Consider the following 20,499-nt stretch of genomic DNA (forward strand, 5'->3'; position numbering starts at 1 on the left):
GCCGGGCCGGCCCCGGATTACGCTTATGATTGCGCACCCTGTCAGGAATCCCCATGAACAAATTCGATCTTCAGAAGAACAAGGCCCTCAAGCTGGCCGGCCAGTTGAAGCAGGAAGGCACCCCCGGCCGCTTCGCCGGCGACGCCCTGCTGGACCGCCGCGAACAGCGCAAGCTGGACCAGGCCGCCGGCCTGGTGCCGTTCCCCGTCAAGCTGGCCCAGACCCAGGCCGACCGCCTGCGCGCGCTGGCGCAGGAACGCGGCATCTCCACCAATGAGCTGGTGGGCGAGCTGCTGCAGAAAGCGCTGGACGCCTGAGTCCATGCACATCTGGGTCGACGCCGACGCCTGCCCCGCGGTCATCAAGGACATTCTGTTCCGGGCCGCGCAACGCTGGCAGGTGCCGCTCACGCTGGTGGCCAACCAGATGCTGCGCACGCCGCCGTCGCCGCTGATCCGCGCGGTGCAGGTGCCGCGCGGCTTCGACGTGGCCGACGCACACATCGCGCAGCATGCCGAGGCCGGCGACCTGGTCATCACCGGCGACATCCCGCTCGCGGCCGACGTGCTCGCCAAGGGCGCGATGGCGCTGAATCCGCGCGGCGAGCGCTATTCGCCGGAAACCATCCGCGAGCGGCTCGCCGTGCGCGACATGATGGAAGAGCTGCGTGCCAGCGGCGTCGACACCGGCGGCCCCTCGGCCTTCAGCCAGGCCGATCGCAAGGCCTTCGCCAATCAGCTCGACGCCCTGCTGCTGCGCCAGTCGCGGCAGGCGCCCCGGCCGGCCGCCACCTGAAGCCGCCTAGGCCAGCCGCACCAGATCGGTGAAAGCGTTGCCGGTTGCCTGCGCAACCGGTTCCAGCGCCAGCAGCAGCGTCTGTGCCTCCAGCCTTGCGTGCACCCGGTATGCGCCCGGCGCCGCCTCGAAAAACACATTGCCATGGACCGCCTCGGGTTCCAGGCCGTCCGCGCTCATCATCTCGCCCTCGCCCAGGAAGAACCGCCCGCTGAGATTGCGCAGGTTCACCGACACCGCGGGCGCGCCCAGGGTGGCGGCATCCACCAGCGCCAGCCCGTAGCGGCCGTCGCCGGGCACGTTGAAGAAGGCGGCGTTGCCCAGGTTCACCTCGGCAAGCTCGTCCTCCGCGATCGACCACCAGTCGGCGGTGTCGGCGAGACGATGGCGCATGCACGCGGGATCGAACAGCACCAGCGTGGCGGTGTCGGTCACCACGGCGGTCGTCAGGTAATCCATGGGATGGGGCCTCCAGAGCAACAACGTCGCCCGGAATTCTGCCAGACACCTTGCGCGGCCGCTGGGGCACGGACCTTTTTGATGTCCCAATGTATCCGGCCGCAGGGGCCGTACATTGCAACACCCGCCGTCCGGCGAAGTCCTTCAGAGTCGTGTCCAGCCTTACCGACACCACGACACCAAGACACCACGACTTCAAGGAACTTCGCCATGACCGATCCCGTCAACGTCCAACGCCGCCGCCTGCTCGGCACCTCCACCACAATTGCCGGCGCCGGCCTGCTGGGCCTGGCCCTGGGCGGCAAGGCCCTCGCGCAGCCGCCGTCGCTCGCGCCCGCCGCGGCGGCGCCGGGCTTCGCAACGATCCGCCAGATCCGGGCTGGCGCGCTCGACGTGGGCTACGTCGACGCGGGGCCGGCGGACGGGCCGGTGGCCCTGCTGCTGCACGGCTGGCCCTACGACATCCACGCCTTCGTCGACGTGGTGCCGCGCCTGGTCAACGCCGGCTATCGCGTGATCGTGCCGTATCTGCGCGGCTACGGCTCGACGCGCTTCCTGGCGGCCGACACGCCGCGCAACGGCGAACAGGCCGTGGTGGCGGTGGACATGATCGCGCTGATGGACGCGCTCGGCATCCGCACGGCGGTCGTCGCCGGTTTCGACTGGGGCGGGCGCACCGCCTGCATCATGGCGGCGCTGTGGCCCGAGCGTTGCGAGGCGCTGGTGTCGGTGAGCGGCTACCTGATCGGCAGCCAGGCGGGCAATCGCAAGCCGCTGCCGCCCGCGGCCGAGCTGCAATGGTGGTATCAGTTCTATTTCGCCACCGAACGCGGCGCGGCCGGCTATGCGGCCAACGTCGACGCCTTCAACAAACTGATCTGGCAGACCGCCTCGCCGCAATGGCGCTTCGACGACGCCACCTTCGCGCGCAGCGCGCAGTCGTTCCGCAACCCCGACCACGTGGCGGTGGTGGTGCACAACTACCGCTGGCGCCTGGGCCTGGCCGAGGGCGAGCCGCAGTATGACGAGCTCGAACGCCGGCTGGCCGCGGCGCCCCGGATCCGCATCCCCACCATCACGATGGAGGGCGACGCCAACGGCGCGCCGCATCCGCCGCCCGCCGCCTATGCCAGCCAGTTTTCCGGCAAGTATCTGCACGTGGACGTGGGCGGGGGCATCGGCCACAACCTGCCGCAGGAGGCGCCGCGCGCATTCGCAGATGCCGTGCTGCGGGTCACGCGCCTGTAGCTCTCGATTAACTGCCACTGACGAAAGGGCATTATCGCGAGCGTGGCACCGCATTATCTCGACGCACGTCGGCACATTATTCGCGCGCATTGAAAAGGCCACCCGCATGGGTGGCCTGCGCGGCCCGGGTTTGCCGTGCGCTCAGGCCCGCGGTGCCGTGCCCGCCTGGCAGTAGAGGCAGTCGAGCACGCCCGCGTCGGCGGGGGCCGACGCCGCATGCGGATGGGAGCATTCGTGCGCCAGCCAGCCGCTCAGGAGCTCGTAGCTCTCCATGTTGCTGCGCCAATTGGGCGCGCACAGGTAATAACCCAGCGGACTCTCGAAGCTGCGCGCGAACACGTCCACCAGGATGCCGCTCTCGAGCTCCTTCTCGATCAGGCAATCGGGAATCAGCGCCACGCCGAAGCCGGAGGACGCCGCCTGGATGATCATGGAGAACAGGTTGAAGCCCGGGCCGAAGCGCGAGCGGTCGTAGTCTTCGAGGTAGGTCGAAAACCAGTACTCCCAGGTCAGCGGAATCTCGATGTGCTGCAGCAGCGTGCAGCGCTTGATGTCGTCGAGTTGCGTGATGTTCTGCTGCCGCAGGTAATCGGGCGAACACACCACGCGCATGTCGCGCCCGGTGAGATAGCGCGCGGTGCCGTCGGGCCAGTCGCCGTAGCCATACTGGATCGAGGCATCGAAATCGAATTCCGTGCTCTTGTAGTCGGCCACGCTGTAGCGCACGAAATTGATCGAGATGTCGGGGTGCACGTCGCGGAAGGTGCGCAGCCGCGGAAACAGCCACTGCGCCGCGAAGGTCGGCGCGGCGGACAGGTTGAGCGACTTGGCCGACTGCTGCGTCGTCATCACCTGGGAGGTCGCGCTTTCGAGCGTATTCAACGCGGGACGGATCAGGCTGAGGTAGGTCGCGCCCATGCGCGTGATCTGCAGGCCGGAATTGGTGCGCAGGAACAGCGCGTGGCCGAGATAGGTCTCGAGCGTGGCGATGTGGCGGCTGATGGCGCTCTGGGTGACGAACAGCTCCTTGGCCGCCTTGGAAAACGACAGGTGGCGGGCCGCCGCGACGAACGCATTCAATTCGGAAATGGTGGGGCAGCGGCGTCTCATAGCGGGGTATGAGTAAAAATCATAGGGCTGTTCTATTTTGTGTCGAAACCATAAGGGGAGACCCGGTATCCGACCGATTGATTGTACCGGTAGAGTTCGCCATGCCATTTTTTTACGCGTTGGCAAGCATTCAAGTGAATTATTTATGAAGCCGGTTATCGTCAAGAATTGCAAGATCCTCAATACCCGATCATTGGTCCTCGAGAGCGCGAGCAATGTGCTGATCGAAGACGGGATGATCTCCCGCATCAGCTCTGACGATCTGGCGCATCCCGACGCCGAAGTGATCGACGCCCGCGGCATGACCCTCATGCCGGGCATGATCGACTGCCACGTCCACGTGGTCGCGTCTTCGTTCAACCTGGGTCGCGTGGCCGCCCTGCCCAATGCGCTGGCGCTGCTGCGCGCGCTGCCCATCATGCAGGGCATGCTCGACCGCGGCTTCACGTCGGTGCGCGACGCCGGCGGCGCCGACTGGGCGCTGGCCGAGGCCGTTCTCGACGGCACCATCGACGGCCCGCGCCTGTTCTGCTCGGGCAAGGCCCTGTCGCAGACCGGCGGCCATGGCGACTTCCGCCAGCGCAACGACGAACTCGACCCCTGCCCCTGCTCGGTCAAGATCGGCAACATCGGCCGCGTGGTCGATGGCGTCGACAACTGCCGCCTGGCGGTGCGCGAGGAAATCATGAAGGGCGCCACCCAGATCAAGGTGATGGCCTCGGGCGGCGTGGCCTCGCCCAACGATCCGATCCAGAACCTCGGCTTCTCCGAAGCCGAGCTGGTGGCGATCGTCGAGGAAGCCAGCAACGCCAACACCTACGTGATGGCCCACGCCTACACCCCGCGCGCCATCACGCGCGCCGTGCGTTGCGGCGTGCGCACCATCGAGCACGGCAACCTGGTCGACCACGAGGCCGCCCAGGTGATGAAGGAACACGGCGCCTACATGGTGCCCACGCTCATCACCTACGAAGGCCTGGCCAACGACGGCGAGCGCTACGGCCTGCCGCTGGATTCCGTCAAGAAGATCGCCACCGTGCGCACGCACGGCCTGCGCGCGCTCGAGATCCTCGACGAGGTCGGCGTGAAGATGGGCTACGGCAGCGACCTGCTGGGCGAAACGCACTACATGCAGGCGGACGAGCTGACCCTGCGCGCCGGCGTGCTGGGCAATGGCAAGGTGATCCAGCAGGCGACCCTCATCGGCGCCGAGATCCTCAATCAGGAAGGCATGCTGGGCGAAGTCCTCGAAGGCGCGCACGCCGACCTGTTGCTGATCGATGGCAACCCGCTGGACGACATCGAACTCCTGACCCGCCCCGAGTCGATCAAGCTGATCGTCAATCGCGGCCTGCTGCACAAGAACGACTGCTGAGTCGCCCCTCTCTTTCCTGGAACTCCCTCACCATGTTTTCCGTTTCGGAACGCCTGGAACGGCTGCCGTTCAGCCGTTTTCACTTCAAGCTGCTGATGATCGGCGGCCTCGGGCTGGCCTTCGAGGCCCTCGACGCCGGCATCATCGCTTTCATCATTCCGTCGCTGCGCACGCAGTGGGGGCTGTCCACCGGCGAGATCGGCTGGATCGCCAGCAGCACCTACGTGGGCTTCCTGATCGGCGCGCTGTTCTCCGGCATCCTGGGTGACCGCTACGGCCGCAAGAAGGTCATGATGTACGCGCTGATGCTGTTCTGCGTCGCGACCTTCATCAACGCATTCGCGCGCAACTATCACGAGTTCTACATCCTGCGCATGATCGCGGGCGTCGGCATGGGCGCGGAAGGCGCCATCATCGCGCCCTATCTCGCCGAGTTCGTGAGCAGCAAGTATCGTGGCCGGTTCACGGGCGCGCTGGCCGGCTTCTTCTCGTTCGGCTTCGTGCTGTCGGCGCTGCTGGGCTACTTCATCGTGCCGATGAGCGACCAGGGCTGGCGCTACATCATGATCATCGCCTCCGTGCCGGTGATCTTCCTGCTGTGGTGGCGCAAGTCGCTGTTCGAGTCGCCGCGCTGGCTCGAGCACACCGGCCGGACCGAAGAGGCCAACCGCATCTGCACCGCGATCGAAACGCAGGTGCAGCAGCAGCTGGGCCGTCCGCTGCCCGCGCCGGTGTCGACGCGCAAGACGCCGGTCAAGCCGGGTCCGCAGCAAAGCGCCCTGGCCAAGCTGGCCACGCTGTTCTCCAAGACCTACCTCGGCACCACGGTGCTGGTCTGGGTGTTCTGGATCACGGTGCTGTTCTGCTACTACGCCTTCCTGGTGTGGATTCCCAGCCTGCTGGTGGAGCGCGGCTTCACCATCACGAAGAGCTTCTCGTACACCATCCTGATCTACCTGGCGCAGATCCCGGGCTACTTCTCCGCCGCCTATTTCAACGACAAGGTCGGCCGCAAGTACACCATCCTCGCCTACATGCTGCTGTCGTGCCTGGCCGCGCTCGGCCTGGCGTTCGCCACCGGCGAGACCCAGATCATCCTGCTGAGCATGCTGCTGTCGTTCGGCATGAATGGGGTGATCGCGGGCCAGTACACCTACACCGCCGAGATCTATCCCACCGCGATCCGTGCCACCGGCATGGGGGCCGCCTCGGCCTTCGCCCGCATCGGCTCGATCGCCTCGCCCACCATCGTCGGCGTGGCCTACCCGGTGCTCGGCTTCGGCGGTGTGTTCGCCATGATGACGGCCATCCTGCTGATCGGCGGCCTGGGCATCCTGTTCTACGGCAAGAACACCCGCGGCGTGGTGCTCGAGGAGATCCACTGATGGCCCTGTCGCTGCGTCATCTCGCCGACCACGCGCGCGTGCTGAGCCTGGCGGGCGACCGCCAGTCGCAGTGGGACACGATCTCCGCGCTGCTGGAAGAGGCCTTCGGCCACCGGCTCTTCACCTCGCTCGTCTATCTCGAAGACCTGCGCCTGATGCGCCGCCTGTACACCACCGACGAGACCATCAGCCCGCTGGGCGGCTTCAAGGCCACCGGCAACGGCCCGTGGTCGCGCCACGTGCTCGACGAGGGCAAGCTCTACGTTGCCCACGACGAGCAGGACGTGCGCACGGTGTTCTCCGAGGCCGACATGCTGATCGAGCGCGGACTGCAATCCGCGCTCAACATCCCCGTGCGCCACCAGGGCCGCGTGATCGGCTCGCTCAATCTGCTCGCCGGGCGCCACGCCTACGACGACGCCGACCTCGACATGGCGCTGGTGATCGCCGGTGTCTGCGCGCCGGTGTTCCTGCAGGAGCGCGACGCCGCGCTCGCCGAGGCCGCCAAGGTGGACCGCGCCGGCCTCGACAGCGTCTGAGGATTCTCTCTGCCCGCAGCCGCGCCGGACGCCAAAAGGGGCCCGGCGCGGCCGCGTTCCCGAACCCCCGATTTTCCCGCCATCTCTGCGACCCGCGCCCCGGCCTTCCCGCCCGGGGCGTCGTCGCGTCTCGCTTTCGACTCGCTTTTCATGAACACCGTACCGCCCTCCGCCGTGCAACCCGAACGCTTCAAGAACATCACGCCGCTGGCCGAGCAGACGCCGCTGCGCGCCGCCATCACCGCCGCCTGGCGCCGGCCCGAGCCCGTCGCCATTGCGTGGCTGCTGGAGCAGGCGCGCCTGCCCGCCGAGCTGGCCGCGCGCAGCCATGCGCTCGCGACGCGCATCGCCACCGCGCTGCGCGCGCGCAAGGCCTCGGGCGGCAAGGCGGGCCTGGTGCAGGGCCTGCTGCAGGAGTTCTCGCTGTCGTCGCAGGAAGGCATCGCGCTGATGTGCCTGGCCGAGGCGCTGCTGCGCATTCCCGACAGCGCCACGCGCGACCTGCTGATCCGCGACAAGATCAGCCGCGGCAACTGGAAGGAGCACGTCGGCCAGAGCCCGTCGATGTTCGTCAACGCGGCGGCCTGGGGCCTGATGCTGACCGGCAAGCTGGTGGCCACGCACAGCGAAGGCGGCATGAGCAGCGCGCTCACCCGCATCCTGGCCAAGGGCGGCGAGCCGCTGATCCGCAAGGGCGTGGACATGGCCATGCGCATGATGGGCGAGCAGTTCGTGACCGGCGAGACCATGGCCGACGCGCTCAGGCACGCGCAGTCGCTCGAGGCGCAGGGCTTCCGCTATTCGTACGACATGCTGGGCGAGGCCGCGCTGACGGCGGCCGACGCGCAGCGCTACTACGACGACTACGAGCAGGCGATCCACGCCATCGGCAAGGCCTCGGCCGGCCGCGGCGTGTATGAAGGCCCGGGCATCTCGATCAAGCTGTCGGCGCTGCATCCGCGCTACAGCCGCGCGCAGGTCGACCGCGTCATGACCGAGCTGTATCCGCGCGTGTATCAGCTGGCCCGCCTGGCCTGCCAGTACGACATCGGCCTGAACATCGACGCCGAGGAAACCGACCGCCTCGAGCTGTCGCTCGACCTGCTCGAGATGCTGTGCTTCGAGCCGGCGCTGCGCGGCTGGAAGGGCATCGGCTTCGTGATCCAGGCCTACCAGAAGCGCTGCCCCCACGTGATCGACTTCGTGATCGATCTCGCGCGCCGCAGCGGCCAGCGCCTCATGGTGCGCCTGGTCAAGGGCGCCTACTGGGATTCCGAGATCAAGCGCGCTCAGCTCGACGGCATGGACGACTATCCGGTCTACACGCGCAAGCCGCACACCGACCTGTCGTACATCGCCTGCGCGCGCAAGCTGCTGGCCGCGCCCGATGCGGTGTATCCGCAGTTCGCCACGCACAACGCGATGACGCTGGCCAGCGTGTACGAGCTGGCCGATCCCGAGATGTACCATGCCGGCCAATACGAGTTCCAGTGCCTGCACGGCATGGGCGAGCCGCTCTACGAGCAGGTCGTGGGCCCGGTGCGGGACGGCAAGCTGGGCCGGCCCTGCCGCATCTACGCGCCGGTCGGCACGCATGAGACGCTGCTCGCCTACCTGGTGCGTCGCCTGCTCGAAAACGGCGCCAACACCTCGTTCGTCAACCAGGTGGCCGACCACACTTACCCGATGGCGTCGCTGGTGCAGGATCCGGTCGCGCAGATCGAGCAGACGGCCGCCGCGGAGCGCGCGCTGGGCGAACCGCATCCCGGCATTCCGATGCCGCGCGAGCTCTACGGCATCGACCGTCCCAATTCGCGTGGCCTGGACCTGGCCAACGACCAGACGCTGGCCGCGCTGAGCGAAACGCTTCGGGTCGCCTCGCGCACCGCCTGCGAAGCCGCGCCGATGCTGGCGCAGACGCTGCCCGGCACCATCGCGGGCGAGCTGCGCACCAGTGCGCCGGTGCTCAATCCCTCCGCCCACACCGATCTGGTGGGCACGGTGCGCGAAGCCAGCGCCGCCGAGGTCGACGCCGCCCTGCAGGCCGCGCACGACTTCGCGCCCGCCTGGGCCGCCACCCCCGCCAGCGAACGCGCGGCCACGCTGCTGCGCGCCGCCGACGCGATGGAGGCGGAGATCGCGCCGCTGATGGGCATTCTGGTGCGCGAGGCCGGCAAGACCTACGCCAACGCCATCGCCGAGGTGCGCGAGGCGGTGGACTTCCTGCGCTACTACGCGTCGCAGGCCGGCACCGGCTTCGACAACGCCTCGCATGCCCCGCTCGGTCCGGTCACCTGCATCAGCCCGTGGAACTTCCCGCTGGCGATCTTCACCGGCCAGGTCGCGGCCGCGCTGGCGGCCGGCAACACCGTGCTGGCCAAGCCCGCCGAGCAGACGCCGCTGATCGCGGCACAGGCCGTGCGCCTGCTGTGGCTGGCCGGCGTGCCGCGGGCGGCCGTGCAGCTGCTGCCGGGCCGCGGCGAAACCGTGGGTGCGCAACTGATCGGCGACGCGCGCGTGATGGGCGCGATGTTCACCGGCTCGACCGAAGTGGCCCGTATCTTGCAGAAGACCCTGGCGCAGCGCCTCACGCCGGCCGGCGCGCCGGTGCCGCTGATCGCCGAGACCGGCGGCCAGAACGCGATGATCGTGGACTCGTCCGCGCTCACCGAGCAGGTGGTGGTGGACGTGCTGAGCTCGGCCTTCGACAGCGCCGGCCAGCGCTGCTCGGCGCTGCGCGTGCTGTGCGTGCAGGAGGAGGCCGCGGAGCGCCTGATCACGATGCTCAAGGGGGCGATGGGCGAGCTGCGGCTGGGCAATCCCGAGCAGATCGCCAACGACATCGGGCCCGTGATCGACGCCGAGGCCCAGGCCGGCATCCAGCGTCACATCGACGGGCTGCGCGCCAAGGGCCGCCCGGTGCACCAGCTGTGCCAGCGCGACGCCAGCGCGGCGCAGGGCACCTTCATTCCCCCCACGCTGATCGAGCTCAACGACATCTCCGAGTTGCAGCGCGAGGTCTTCGGGCCGGTGCTGCACGTGGTGCGCTACCGCCGCGCCGAGCTCGGCCAGCTGCTCGACCAGATCAAGGCGACCGGTTACGGCCTGACGATGGGCCTGCACACCCGCATCGACGAGACCATCGAGCGCGTGGTCGGCAGCGCGCACGCGGGCAACGTCTATGTAAACCGCAACATCGTGGGCGCCGTGGTGGGCGTGCAGCCGTTCGGGGGCGAAGGCCTGTCGGGCACCGGTCCCAAGGCCGGCGGCCCGCTCTATCTCTATCGCCTGCTCTCGACCCGGCCGGCCGGCGCGCTGGCGCGCCCGTTCGCGGTGCTGAGCGAGGCGCAGCCGCCGCTGGCCAATCCGGCCGCGGCCGCGCTGGCGCAGTGGTGCGCGGCCCAGGGCCTGCCCCTGGCCGCCCCGCAGCCCTTCTTCAGCGGCGCCGCGTACGAGCTGGCCGGCCCGACCGGCGAGCGCAATACCTATCAGGTGGCGCCGCGCGAGGCGGTCCTGTGCCTGGCTGGCAACGACGCCGACCGGCTGACCCAGCTGGCCGCCGTGCTCGCCGTGGGCAGCCGGGCCGTGTGGCCGGCCGCCGACCCCGGCGCCGCGGCGCTCTACGCCCGTCTGCCGCAGGAGGTGCGCGCCAGCATCACCCTGGCCCAGGACCTGAATCTGGCCGTGTTCGACGCGGCCATCCAGCACGGCGACGCCGCCGCGCTGCGCGAGACGCTGGCCCGCATGGCGCACCGCGCCGGCCCCATCGTGTCGGTGACCGGCCTCGCCCCGGGCGCCACCGAGGTGCCGCTGGAGCGCCTGGTCAACGAACGCGCCCTGAGCGTCAACACGGCCGCCGCCGGCGGCAATGCCAGCCTGATGACGATGGACTGAGCGGCTTGCTCCTCTCGCTCCCCGGGGCCGGGCACGCGGCTTGCTTAGGTGGGGCCAGCTCCGCGCTTGCGCGGCGCCAGCCCGCGTTGCTGGGGGGCAGCGCCCGGCGGGTCAACATGGCGCAGACGGTCCCGGTGTACGCACCGGATCGCGGCGCCCAGCCAAATCTGGGAGAGAGAGCATGGACGTTCTGGCATCCATCGCGGTCGGCGGCGCAGCCGCCGCGGGCGCGCTGGTCGTGGGCCTGGCTTCGGCCGGGCTGATGATCTGGCACGCCCTGATCGATGACGGCGACGAGTCGTAAGCGGTAAAAGTTGCGCCCACAACCTGGTGGGCGCCGACGGGAGCCGGGCGCACGCCTGGCTCCCGTGTTTTTTAGTGACGGATCTCGGCCAGGAACTTGCGGGCCCGGTCGGTCTGCGGCTGGGTAAAGAAGGTCTCCGGCGGCGCCGTCTCGACGATGCGGCCGGCGTCCATGAACCACACCATGTCGGCCACCTCGCGCGCAAACCCCATTTCGTGGGTGACGCACACCATCGTCATGCCGTCGCTGGCCAGCGACTTCATCACCTGCAGCACCTCGCCGACCATCTCGGGGTCGAGCGCGCTGGTGGGCTCGTCGAACAGCATCACCGGCGGGCGCATGGCGAGCGCGCGCGCGATCGCCACGCGCTGCTGCTGGCCGCCCGACAGCTGCGCCGGATAGGCGTCGGCCTTGTGGGCCAGCCCGACCCGTTCCAGCAGTTGCATCGCATTGCGCTGTGCCTCCGCGCGCGCCGCCCGGCCCAGCATCTGCGGCGCGAGCGTGAGGTTGTCCATCACGCTGAGATGCGGAAACAGGTTGAACTGCTGGAACACGAAACCGATGTGGCTGCGCAGCTCGTCGACGCGCAGGCCGCGGTCGTAGATGTCGCGGCCGTCGACCTCGATGGTGCCCTTCTGGATCGGCTCGAGCCGGTTCAGTGTGCGGATCAGGGTCGACTTGCCGGACCCGGACGGGCCGCACACCACGACTACTTCGCCGCGTCGCACCTGCGCGCTGACGTCGGCGAGCGCGTGGTAGTCGCCATACCATTTGTTGACGTTGGAGAGCTTGATCATTGCGTTTGCACCACGGGCGCAGCAGGACGGGCGTTGCGGCGCCGGCTGATGCGCAGCTCGACCAGGCGCACCAGCGCGGTCAGGCCGAAGTTGAGGAAGAAGTAGGTGAGCGCGAGCAGGCCGAACACCTCGAAGGGCTTGGTCAGCAGCACCGAGTTGATCTGGTTGGCGGCATACGTGAGCTCCTGCACGCTGATCACATAGGCCAGCGAGGTCTCCTTCACGGTGGAGATGAACTGGCTCAGCATGCTGGGCAGCATGTTGTAGAGCGCCTGCGGCAGGATGATGCGCCGCATGGTCTGCAGGTACGACAGCCCGAGCGCGCGGCCCGCCTCCTGCTGGCCCGGCGGCAGCGCCTGGATGCCGGCACGGATGATCTCGGCCAGGTAGGCGCTTTCGTAGCAGACCAGCGCCACCACCATGGTGGTGGTGCCCGCCACGGGCCGGCCGATGATCACGGGCACGAAGAAGTAGGCCCAGAAGATGAACATCAGCAGCGGCAGGCCGCGCACCAGGTACACGAGCGCCGTGGCCGGCACGTAGAAGATGCGCAGCGGGCTGATGCGGCCCAGCGCCAGCAGCACGCCGCAGGGCAGCGCGAGCGCCAGGCTGATGGCCGCGAGGCCGAGCGTGGCGGCCAGCCCGCCGATGGGGCCGTGCGGGTACTGGCCGATCAACAGCAGCAGCCAGTTGTCCTGAAGGATCTCGAGCATCTCAGCGCACCCCCAGCGGACGGTAGCGGCGCTGCAGCACGATGCCGGCCGCCATGATCACACCCGACAGCAGCAGGTAGATCACGGTCACCACGGCATAGGCCTCGAAGGTGCGGAACGTGGTGTTGTCGATCTCGCGGCCCACCGCGGTGAGCTCGATCACGCCCACCGCCATCGCCAGGCTGGTGTTCTTCACGAGCAGCAGCGTCTGGTTCAGGAGCGGCGGGATCGCGATGCGGAACGCCTGCGGCAACACCACCTTGCGCATGGTCTGCATGAACGACAGGCCGAGCGCGCGCGCGGCCTCGACCTGGCCGGCCGGGATGCCGCGCACCGCGCTGCGCAGGTCTTCGCAGATGTAGGCCGACATCACCAGGCCGATCGCGATGCACGACATGATGAACTCGCTGCCGTGCTGGTTGAGCCAGTCGGTGATGCCCTGGGGCAACAGCGCGGGCACGCCGAAGTACCAGAACATGATGTGCACCAGCATGGGCACGTTGCGGTGGAACGCCACGTAGAGCGCGACCACCGCGTTGGCCACGGGCGAGCCCGTGAGCCGGATCACGGCCAGCAGGCTGCCGATCGCGAAGGCCATGATCCAGGCGATCACCGCCAGCGCCAGGGTCGTGCACAGCCCCCGGATCAGCCAGTCGGTGTATTCGCCCTGGAAGATGGCGCCGAAGTTGAAGACGTATTGCATGGTGCTCTCGCGTCGGCGCGCGCGCTCAACCCTTGATCGCTTCGATGCGGAAGTCGCGCTTCATGCCATAGGGCGTGTTCGCGCCGAACCACTTGTCGAACAGTTCGTTGGCCTTGCCCGAGCTTTCCATGCCGTCGAGCACCTTGTTGACCTGCGTCAGCATGGCGGTGTCGCCCTTGCGCACGCCCACGCCCCAGGGCTCGACGAACAGCGCCGGCTCGAGGATCTTGACCGGCACCGCGCCCGTGGCGGCCTGTTGGCGCAGCTTGACCAGCATCAGCTCGGAGCCGACGAAGCCGCTGACCTTGCCCTGCTGCAGGGCCAGGAAGGCGCCGCTCGGATCCTTGAACGGCACCGGGTCGACGTTCGGGATGTGCTTGCGCGCGCCCTGCTCCGACGAGGAGCCGCGCACCGCGCTCACGCGCTTGCCGGCCAGGTCGGCGGGCGACTTGAGCGCGGTCTCGGATTCGCGCGCCAGGATCTTCTGCAGGCTGACGAAATGCTGGTGCGAGTAGTCGATCTGTTCGGCGCGTTGCGGCGTCCAGCCGAGGTTGGCGGCGACCACGTCGACGCGGCCGGCGATCAGCTCGGGAATGCGGGCCTCCACGGCGATCAGCTTGAGCTCGAGCGGCACGCCCAGGCTGTCGGCGATGGCCTGGCACACGTCGACCTCGTAGCCGACCACGGCGCGGGTCTTGGGATCCTGGAAGCTGAACGGCTCGGCGGTGCCCATGGTGCCGCAGATGAACTTGCCGCGCGCCTTGATGTCGGCCAGCGTGTCGGCGTGGGCCACCGAGGTGAGGGCCGCGCAGCTCAGTGCCAGCAGGCTGATGATTTTCTTCATGTGTTTCCCCTTGCGTTGGTGCGTGTTGGTGCGTCTGTCGGTACGGCGATGAACCGCCCGGCCGTGTCGGCGCCGGGCGGGTACTGCGGATCAGGCCAGGCGCGCGCAGGCCGCGGCGATGCGGCGGCAGCCCTCTTCGATGGTGGCCAGGTCGGTGGCGAAGCTCAGCCGCAGATACGGCGACAGGCCATAGGCGCCGCCGTCGAGCACGGCCACGCCGGCCTCGTCGAGCAGGTACATCACCACGTCGAGGTCGGTGGCGAGCGTCTGGCCCTGCGGGGTGCGCTTGCCGATCAGGCCGGCGACGCCCGGATAGACGTAGAACGCGCCCTGCGGCGCCGGGCAGCGGATGCCCGGGATCGCGTCGAGCAGGGCCACGATGCGGTCGCGCCGCTCGGCGAAGATGGCGGCGAACTCGCGCACGCAGGCCTGGTCGGCCTGCAGCGCGTGCGCCGCGGCCGCCTGGCTCACCGCGCTCACGCAGCTGGTGCTCTGCGAGATCAGCGTGGCCATGGCCTTGATGAGGGGCTGCGGGCCGCCGGCATAGCCGAGGCGCCAGCCGGTCATGGCGTAGGCCTTGGACACGCCGTTGATGGTCAGCGTGCGGTCGGCCAGCGCCGGCACGGCCGCGGCCGGCGAGACGTGGCGGGCGCCGCCGTAGGCCAGGTGTTCGTAGATCTCGTCGGTCAGCAGCCACACCTGCGGATGGCGCGCCAGCACCTCGGCCAGCGCGGCCAGCTCGGCGGCGTCGTACATGGCGCCGGTGGGATTGGAAGGCGTGTTCAGCAGCAGCCACTTGGTGCGCGGCGTGATCGCGCGTTCGAGCGCGGCGGGCGTGAGCTTGAAGCCGGTTTCCTCGCCGCAGGCCACCACCACCGGGGTGCCGTCGTTGACCAGCACCATGTCGGGGTACGACACCCAGTAGGGCGCGGGGATGATGACCTCGTCGCCCTGCTGCACCGTGGCGGCCAGCGCCGTGTAGATCAGCTGCTTGGCACCGACGCCCACGATGAGCTGGTCCAGGCCGTAGTCGAGGCCGTTCTCGCGCTTGAACTTGGCCTGCACGGCCTGCAGCAGCGCGCGCGTGCCGGTCGAAGCCGTGTAGCGCATGCCGTCGCCCTGCAGCGCGGCGACGCCAGCCTGCACGATGTGGGCCGGCGTGGGCAGGTCGGGCTCGCCCACCGTGAAGTCGGTGATGTCGCGTCCTTGCGCGCGCAACTGATCGACGCGGCTCTTGGCCGCCATGCTGGGCGAGGGCTTGATGGCGCGGGCGCGCGCCGCGAGTTCGAGCACGGCGCTCATGCCATGCCTCGCGCGGCGAAGGCGGCCTGCATCCAGCTCTGCTCGCGCGCGCCGGTGGCGATCTCCGCCATGATGCGCTCTTCCTTGGCGGCGTGGGCGCGGGCGGCGGCGATCAGGGCCTCGGCCTGCTCGGCCGGGAAGCTCACCAGCCCGTCCTCGTCGCCCACGATCAGGTCGCCCGGGTTGACCACCTGGCCGCCGATCGACACCGGCACGTTCACCTCGCCGGGGCCGTCCTTGTAGGGACCGCGATGGATGTGGCCGCGGGCATAGCAGGGGAAGCTGTCGTTCTCGAAGGCGCCCACGTCGCGGATCGCGCCGTCGACCACCACGCCGGCGCAGCCGTGCAGCTGGAGGTAGCGCTTCATGATCTCGCCCAGCACGGCGTTGGACAGGTCGCCGCCGGCGTCGATCACCAGCACGTGGCCCGGCTGCAGCTGGGTCATGGCCTTGTAGATGAGCAGGTTGTCGCCGGGGCGGGTGCGCACGGTCAGCGCGGTGCCCACCAGCTTGCCCTGGCGGTTGTAGCGATGCAGTCCGGCGATGCCTTCGCGGCGCGCAAGGTTGTCGCTCAGGTGCGGGGTGACGATGTCGGCGAGCGCGGCCAGGATGGCGGCGGGAGCCACGGGAGACGGGGGCAGGATGCGGTTGCCGTTGAGCGTAGAAGCCATGGATTCGATGCGGTCGTGAAACGTGGAATGCGCAATCGAGGGCGGCGAGCCCTCGGCCAGGACCGAATAGTGCGAGCTTTCAGGCGAGGGAAAAAGGGATTAAATTTCCGGTCGCTATATCGATTTATGGAATATAGGGGTTAGTACTTATGGGAATATTGGGAATCAAGAAGGGTCGCCGATGCTGACGTTCAAGCAGATCGAAGCGCTTTACTGGACCGTGAAACTCGGCACGTTTTCGGCCTCGGCGCAGAAGCTGCACACCACGCAGTCGGCCATCACCAAGCGCATCCAGGAGCTCGAGGCCGACTTCGACATCGCGCTGTTCGACCGCTCCGGCCATCGCGCGGAGCTGACCGCGCGCGGCCATGAGATCTATGCGATGGCCGAGGAGATGCTGGGCCACCGCGACCGCCTGCTGGTGCGGCTCAAGGGCCAGCACACGCTCACCGGCACCTTCCGCTTCGGCATCACCGAGATCACGGCGATGACCTGGCTGCCCGCGCTGATCCGGCTGCTGCGCGCGCACTATCCGCGCATCACGCTGGAGCCGCACATCGACCTCGGCGCCGATCTGCAGAAGCGCCTGCAGGCCGGCCAGCTCGACATGGCGTTCCTGCACGGCGAGTTCGCCGAGCCGCAGCTGCAGGTGGTGCCGCTGCAGCGGCTCGAGTTCGGCTGGATGGGCAGCCCCGACATGATCGACCCGAGCCGCATCTACACGCCCAAGGACATCGCGGCCCTGCCGCTGCTGCGCCAGAGCCGCGAATCGGGGCTCAACATGATCTACGACGGCTGGCTCAAGCCGCACCGGCCGTCGAGCAACCTGTTCACCATCAACAGCCTCATTGCCATGGCCGGGTTGACCGCGGCGGGCTTCGGCGTGAGCTGCCTGCCGCGCGATTACTTCGCCGGCATGGTGAGCGCGCGCCAGCTGGTGGTGGCGCGCACCAGCATCGCGCCGCCGCAGTCGCTGTATTGCGCGATGTTCCGGCGCGAGGCCGACGTCGCGTTCTGCGAAAGCGTGGCCGCGCTGGCCCAGAGCTGCTGCGATTTCTCCAACACGATGTAGCGCGCTTGATTCCCTTCGAGAATCAAGAAGGGAGAGAATTTCTCCCTATCGCAGCGCAACAAGTCTTCGTAGAGTAACGGCGATCCCGGGCCGGCCGCCGCGCCCGGGCATAGCACAAGACCCCTACGAGGAGACACCCATGCCGATGGGACACCTGCGCCGCCTGTGCGGCGCGCTGCTGCTGGCCGCGGCCGGCGCATCCGTGCCTGCGCACGCCGCCTATCCCGATCGCCCGATCAAGCTCACCGTGCCGTGGCCTCCCGGCGGCGCGACCGACGCGCTGGCGCGCATGCTCGCGCAGCAGCTCACGCTGCAGATGGGCCAGACCGTGATCGTGGACAACAAGGCAGGGGCGGGCGGCAACATCGGCACCACGTCGTTCGTGCGCGAAGCGCCCGACGGCTACACCATCCTGATGGCGACGAGCTCCACCAATGCCGCCAACCCGCACCTGTATGCGCGGCTCGGCTTCGATCCGGTGAAGGACTTCACGCCGGTGGCCTTCGTCGGCGCCATCCCCAACATCCTCGAAGTGCCGAAGGCCTCGCCCTTCAAGACGCTGGCCGAGCTGCTGGCGGGCGCGCGCGCCGCGCCGGGCAAGCTCACCTATGCCTCGGGCGGCGTGGGCTCCTCGCAGCATCTGGCAGGCTCGATGTTCAAGCACCTCACGCAGATCGATGTCCTGCACATCCCCTACAAGGGCAGCGGCCCCGCCGTGTCCGACCTGCTCGCGGGCCAGACCGACATGATGATCGACACCGGTTCGCTGTCGCAGGTGCAGGGCGGCGCCCTGCGCGCGCTGGCGGTGGCCTCGTCGGAGCGCCTGCGCGCGCTGCCGCAGGTGCCGACCTTCGAAGAGCTGGGCGTCAAGGGCATGATCGCTTCCGCCTGGTATGGCGTGGTGCTGCCCGCGGGCGCACCGCCCGAGGTGGTGGAGCGCCTGAACAAGGAGATCAACGCGGCCCTGCAGGTGCCGGCGCTGCGCGAGCGGCTGGAGGCGGTCGGCGTGCAGTTGCGCGAGCCGCAGACGCCGGCGCAGTTCGGCGCCTTCATGCAGAGCGAGATCGGCCGCTACGCCGAGATCGTGAAGATGTCGGGCGCGAAGATGGAGTGAGCGCCGGGCCCGCCGCCACGCGCGGCGGGCCCCGACCGCCGGTTGTTCAGCCCGCCGGCCGCGCGCCGTCGACGCGCGGCAGCAGGTCCATCACCTCGAGCCTGCGCACCAGCTCGCCCAGCCGCTGCAGGCGGTAGGCGCCGATGTCGCGCCCGGCGTAGTCATAGAAGCCCTGGCCGTCGCGCAGGCCGTTGCGGCCCTGCTCCATGTTGCGTTCGATCACGGCCGGTGCCTGGAAGCGCGGGCCCAGCGCGCCATCCAGGTAACGCGACGCGTAGTACAGAATGTCGTTGCCGCCCCAGTCGATGAACTCGAGCAGGCCCAGCACCGAGAAGCGCAGGCCGAAGCCGAGCCGCACGGCGGTGTCGATGTCCTCGGCGCTGGCCACGCCCTCTTCCACCATGCGCGCGGCCTCGTTCATCGCCAGCGCCTGGATGCGCGGCACGATGTAGCCGGCCGATGGCGCGCAGCGCACCGGCACCTTGCGCGCCTGGCGCAGCAGCGTCTCCACGCGCGCGAGCGCGGCGGCGCTGGTGTCGGGGCCGGGGCTCACCTCCACCAGCGGAATCAGATGCGCGGGATTGAGCCAGTGCGCGTTCAGAAAGCGGGTGGCGTCGGGCGCATGCTCGGCCAGCTGCGTGACGAGAAAGGTCGAGGTGGTGGAGGCCAGCACGCAGTCGGGGCCGGCCTGGCCGCCGATCCAGCCGAATACCTCGCGCTTGGCATCGAGCCGTTCGGGCACCGCCTCGAACACCAGCGGCGCCGCCTGCAGCGTCGGTGCGGCCGCCTGGCGCGCATGCAGCGAGACGCGCGCCAGCATGGCGTCGACCCGCTCGGCGGGCAGCAGGCCGAGCGCCGCCAGCGTGTCGAACTCCGCGCGCAGCGCCTGGCGCACGCCGTCGAAGCAGGCCTGCTGCGCGGCGGCGTCGCGCGGCTTGGCGTCCACCAGGGCCACCGGCATGCCGGCATAGGCGTACGACACGGCGATGCCGACGCCCATGCGGCCCACGCCGACCACGGCAATGCAGGCGAGCGGCGCGCTCATGCCGGCACCCCGTCGCGCAGCAGCGCGCGCATCTGCGTCGCGTCGAGCGTGTCCAGGCCCAGCGCCTCGAATGTGCGGCCTTCGGCGTAGAGGTCGCGCCCGGTCACGGCCGAGGCCAGGCTGAGCAGCCCCTGCGCCACCGGTGTCGGTACGCCGGCCCGGCGTCCGGCCGACACCAGGAACGACAGGCCCAGGCGCGTGTCTTCCAGCATGTAGCGATGCGTGTGCAGGTCGATGTGTTCGCGCCAGTCGCCGCTGTCGGTGAGCTTGCCGTGGGCGCCGCGGCCATACATCCACTCGTCGCCGCTCTTGGCATAGTGGTCCGCGAGCGGGAAATGCGGCGCGCCGTAGCCCAGCGCCTCGCGCACCGCCACGCGCTCCGCGTCGAGCGCGTCGGTCACGCTGCGGATGGCGGCCTGCGTGCCTTCGTTGTGGATGTCCCAGGCCTCGAAGTGCTGCAGCGGCCCGGCGTTCATCAGGATCAGGGGCGGGTGGATCACCGGTCCCGCGTTCATCAGCGCGCCGGCCAGCGCATCCTGGATCGGCTCGACGCTGGGATAGGCCTCGCGCAGCACCGCGAACGCGCGTTCCGACAGGCGCTGCGGCAATACCCCGGTGGGCAGGCGCGTCGCGTAGGCGCTCACCACCACCTGGTCGCCATGCTTGCGCGCCAGGTAGGGCAAGGTGCCCGTCTCGGCAAACGCCACCTCGGCGCGATTGCCGGCGGCGCGCAGGGCGCGCGCAAACAGATAGCTGCCGAAGGTGCCCGGCGGCAGGAACACGACCTGCCCGTCGCGCAGCAAGGGCGCCAGCGCGGGCGCCAGGGCCTCGTGCGTGGTGGCGGGCAGGGGCAGCACCAGCAGCTCGGCGTCGGCCACCGCGTCGGCCAGGGTGTCGCTCAGCGCGATGCGGCCCGGGCCCGCGCCCAGCGCCACGCTGCGGCTGCCGCGGAAGTCCTTGATGCCGAGCGAGCCGGCCTGGCGCAGCGGCCCGAAGGCGGCGCCGTCGCGGCGCCACCAGCGCAGTGCATGGCCCTTCTCGGCCAGTTCGGCCGCGGCCGCGTAGCAGCCGTGGCCGCCTCCGATGATGGTGATGCGCATGATGCAGATCCGTGGACAGTTGCGTTGCG

At 69.2% G+C, this 20,499-nt stretch carries 20 protein-coding genes; 10 read left to right on the forward strand and 10 right to left on the reverse strand.

Annotated features, from left to right (window positions below):
- Positions 1-53 precede the first annotated feature (53 nt).
- Positions 54-317 (forward strand): hypothetical protein, encoded by a 264-nt coding sequence (locus tag CEG14_RS01405; protein WP_094824569.1) that lies wholly within the window; start codon positions 54-56, stop codon positions 315-317.
- Positions 318-321: 4 nt separating this feature from the next.
- On the forward strand, positions 322-795 hold the full coding sequence (locus CEG14_RS01410) for a YaiI/YqxD family protein (RefSeq protein WP_094824570.1): 474 nt from the start codon (positions 322-324) through the stop codon (positions 793-795).
- 6 nt (positions 796-801) lie between these two features.
- On the opposite strand, the gene CEG14_RS01415 is transcribed toward CEG14_RS01410, so the two are convergent.
- Positions 802-1,254, reverse strand: a complete 453-nt coding sequence (locus CEG14_RS01415; protein ID WP_094824571.1) for a DUF6386 family protein — start codon at positions 1,252-1,254, stop codon at positions 802-804.
- Between the two features lie 210 nt (positions 1,255-1,464).
- Between CEG14_RS01415 and CEG14_RS01420 the strand changes: the two genes are divergently transcribed.
- Positions 1,465-2,502, forward strand: coding sequence for an alpha/beta fold hydrolase (locus CEG14_RS01420; RefSeq protein ID WP_094824572.1), 1,038 nt, complete (start codon positions 1,465-1,467; stop codon positions 2,500-2,502).
- A gap of 141 nt (positions 2,503-2,643) precedes the next feature.
- Here the strand turns inward: CEG14_RS01420 and CEG14_RS01425 are convergent, their stop codons facing one another.
- Entirely contained in the window at positions 2,644-3,582 is a 939-nt protein-coding gene (locus CEG14_RS01425) for a LysR substrate-binding domain-containing protein (protein WP_094824573.1), read from the reverse strand.
- A 175-nt stretch (positions 3,583-3,757) separates the two neighbouring features.
- Here CEG14_RS01425 and CEG14_RS01430 point away from each other — a divergent pair, with 175 nt between their 5' ends.
- The 5 genes from CEG14_RS01430 to CEG14_RS26525 all read left to right on the forward strand — a co-directional run bounded on the left by CEG14_RS01430 (position 3,758) and on the right by CEG14_RS26525 (position 11,109).
- The gene (locus CEG14_RS01430) at positions 3,758-4,987 is read left to right on the forward strand and encodes a metal-dependent hydrolase family protein (RefSeq protein ID WP_094824574.1); all 1,230 of its coding nucleotides are present in this window, start codon (positions 3,758-3,760) and stop codon (positions 4,985-4,987) included.
- A 32-nt stretch (positions 4,988-5,019) separates the two neighbouring features.
- Positions 5,020-6,372, forward strand: a complete 1,353-nt coding sequence (locus CEG14_RS01435; protein WP_094824575.1) for an MFS transporter — start codon at positions 5,020-5,022, stop codon at positions 6,370-6,372.
- On the forward strand, positions 6,372-6,911 hold the full coding sequence (locus tag CEG14_RS01440) for a GAF domain-containing protein (protein ID WP_094824576.1): 540 nt from the start codon (positions 6,372-6,374) through the stop codon (positions 6,909-6,911). The genes CEG14_RS01435 and CEG14_RS01440 overlap by 1 nt, the downstream gene beginning before the upstream one ends.
- A gap of 150 nt (positions 6,912-7,061) precedes the next feature.
- Positions 7,062-10,805: a trifunctional transcriptional regulator/proline dehydrogenase/L-glutamate gamma-semialdehyde dehydrogenase gene (gene putA / locus CEG14_RS01445; RefSeq protein WP_094824577.1), complete on the forward strand. Its 3,744-nt coding sequence runs from the start codon at positions 7,062-7,064 to the stop codon at positions 10,803-10,805.
- Positions 10,806-10,986: 181 nt separating this feature from the next.
- The gene (locus tag CEG14_RS26525; RefSeq protein ID WP_255032069.1) at positions 10,987-11,109 is read left to right on the forward strand and encodes a hypothetical protein; all 123 of its coding nucleotides are present in this window, start codon (positions 10,987-10,989) and stop codon (positions 11,107-11,109) included.
- A 71-nt stretch (positions 11,110-11,180) separates the two neighbouring features.
- Here the strand turns inward: CEG14_RS26525 and CEG14_RS01450 are convergent, their stop codons facing one another.
- From CEG14_RS01450 to CEG14_RS01475, 6 genes are all read right to left on the reverse strand, one after another.
- The gene (locus tag CEG14_RS01450) at positions 11,181-11,906 is read right to left on the reverse strand and encodes an amino acid ABC transporter ATP-binding protein (protein WP_094824578.1); all 726 of its coding nucleotides are present in this window, start codon (positions 11,904-11,906) and stop codon (positions 11,181-11,183) included.
- The gene (locus CEG14_RS01455; RefSeq protein WP_094824579.1) at positions 11,903-12,619 is read right to left on the reverse strand and encodes an amino acid ABC transporter permease; all 717 of its coding nucleotides are present in this window, start codon (positions 12,617-12,619) and stop codon (positions 11,903-11,905) included. The genes CEG14_RS01450 and CEG14_RS01455 overlap by 4 nt, the downstream gene beginning before the upstream one ends.
- 1 nt (position 12,620) lies before the next feature.
- Positions 12,621-13,322 (reverse strand): amino acid ABC transporter permease, encoded by a 702-nt coding sequence (locus CEG14_RS01460; RefSeq protein ID WP_094824580.1) that lies wholly within the window; start codon positions 13,320-13,322, stop codon positions 12,621-12,623.
- Between the two features lie 25 nt (positions 13,323-13,347).
- Positions 13,348-14,166, reverse strand: a complete 819-nt coding sequence (locus CEG14_RS01465; RefSeq protein WP_094824581.1) for an ABC transporter substrate-binding protein — start codon at positions 14,164-14,166, stop codon at positions 13,348-13,350.
- Positions 14,167-14,256: 90 nt separating this feature from the next.
- Positions 14,257-15,468 (reverse strand): aminotransferase class I/II-fold pyridoxal phosphate-dependent enzyme, encoded by a 1,212-nt coding sequence (locus tag CEG14_RS01470; protein ID WP_094824582.1) that lies wholly within the window; start codon positions 15,466-15,468, stop codon positions 14,257-14,259.
- Entirely contained in the window at positions 15,465-16,139 is a 675-nt protein-coding gene (locus CEG14_RS01475; RefSeq protein ID WP_094824583.1) for an RraA family protein, read from the reverse strand. Before CEG14_RS01475 ends, CEG14_RS01470 begins: the two co-directional genes overlap by 4 nt.
- Positions 16,140-16,320: 181 nt before the next feature.
- On the opposite strand from CEG14_RS01475, the gene CEG14_RS01480 reads away from it, so the two are divergent.
- Positions 16,321-17,211, forward strand: coding sequence for a LysR family transcriptional regulator (locus CEG14_RS01480; protein WP_094824584.1), 891 nt, complete (start codon positions 16,321-16,323; stop codon positions 17,209-17,211).
- A gap of 139 nt (positions 17,212-17,350) precedes the next feature.
- Entirely contained in the window at positions 17,351-18,325 is a 975-nt protein-coding gene (locus CEG14_RS01485) for a Bug family tripartite tricarboxylate transporter substrate binding protein (protein ID WP_094824585.1), read from the forward strand.
- 46 nt (positions 18,326-18,371) lie between these two features.
- Here CEG14_RS01485 and CEG14_RS01490 read toward each other — a convergent pair whose 3' ends face one another.
- On the reverse strand, positions 18,372-19,370 hold the full coding sequence (locus tag CEG14_RS01490; RefSeq protein ID WP_094824586.1) for a 3-hydroxybutyryl-CoA dehydrogenase: 999 nt from the start codon (positions 19,368-19,370) through the stop codon (positions 18,372-18,374).
- Positions 19,367-20,470, reverse strand: coding sequence for an NAD/NADP octopine/nopaline dehydrogenase family protein (locus CEG14_RS01495; protein ID WP_094824587.1), 1,104 nt, complete (start codon positions 20,468-20,470; stop codon positions 19,367-19,369). Before CEG14_RS01495 ends, CEG14_RS01490 begins: the two co-directional genes overlap by 4 nt.
- Positions 20,471-20,499: the final 29 nt, after the last annotated feature.

This window comes from Bordetella genomosp. 1, from assembly GCF_002261335.1.
Classification (GTDB): domain Bacteria; phylum Pseudomonadota; class Gammaproteobacteria; order Burkholderiales; family Burkholderiaceae_B; genus Bordetella.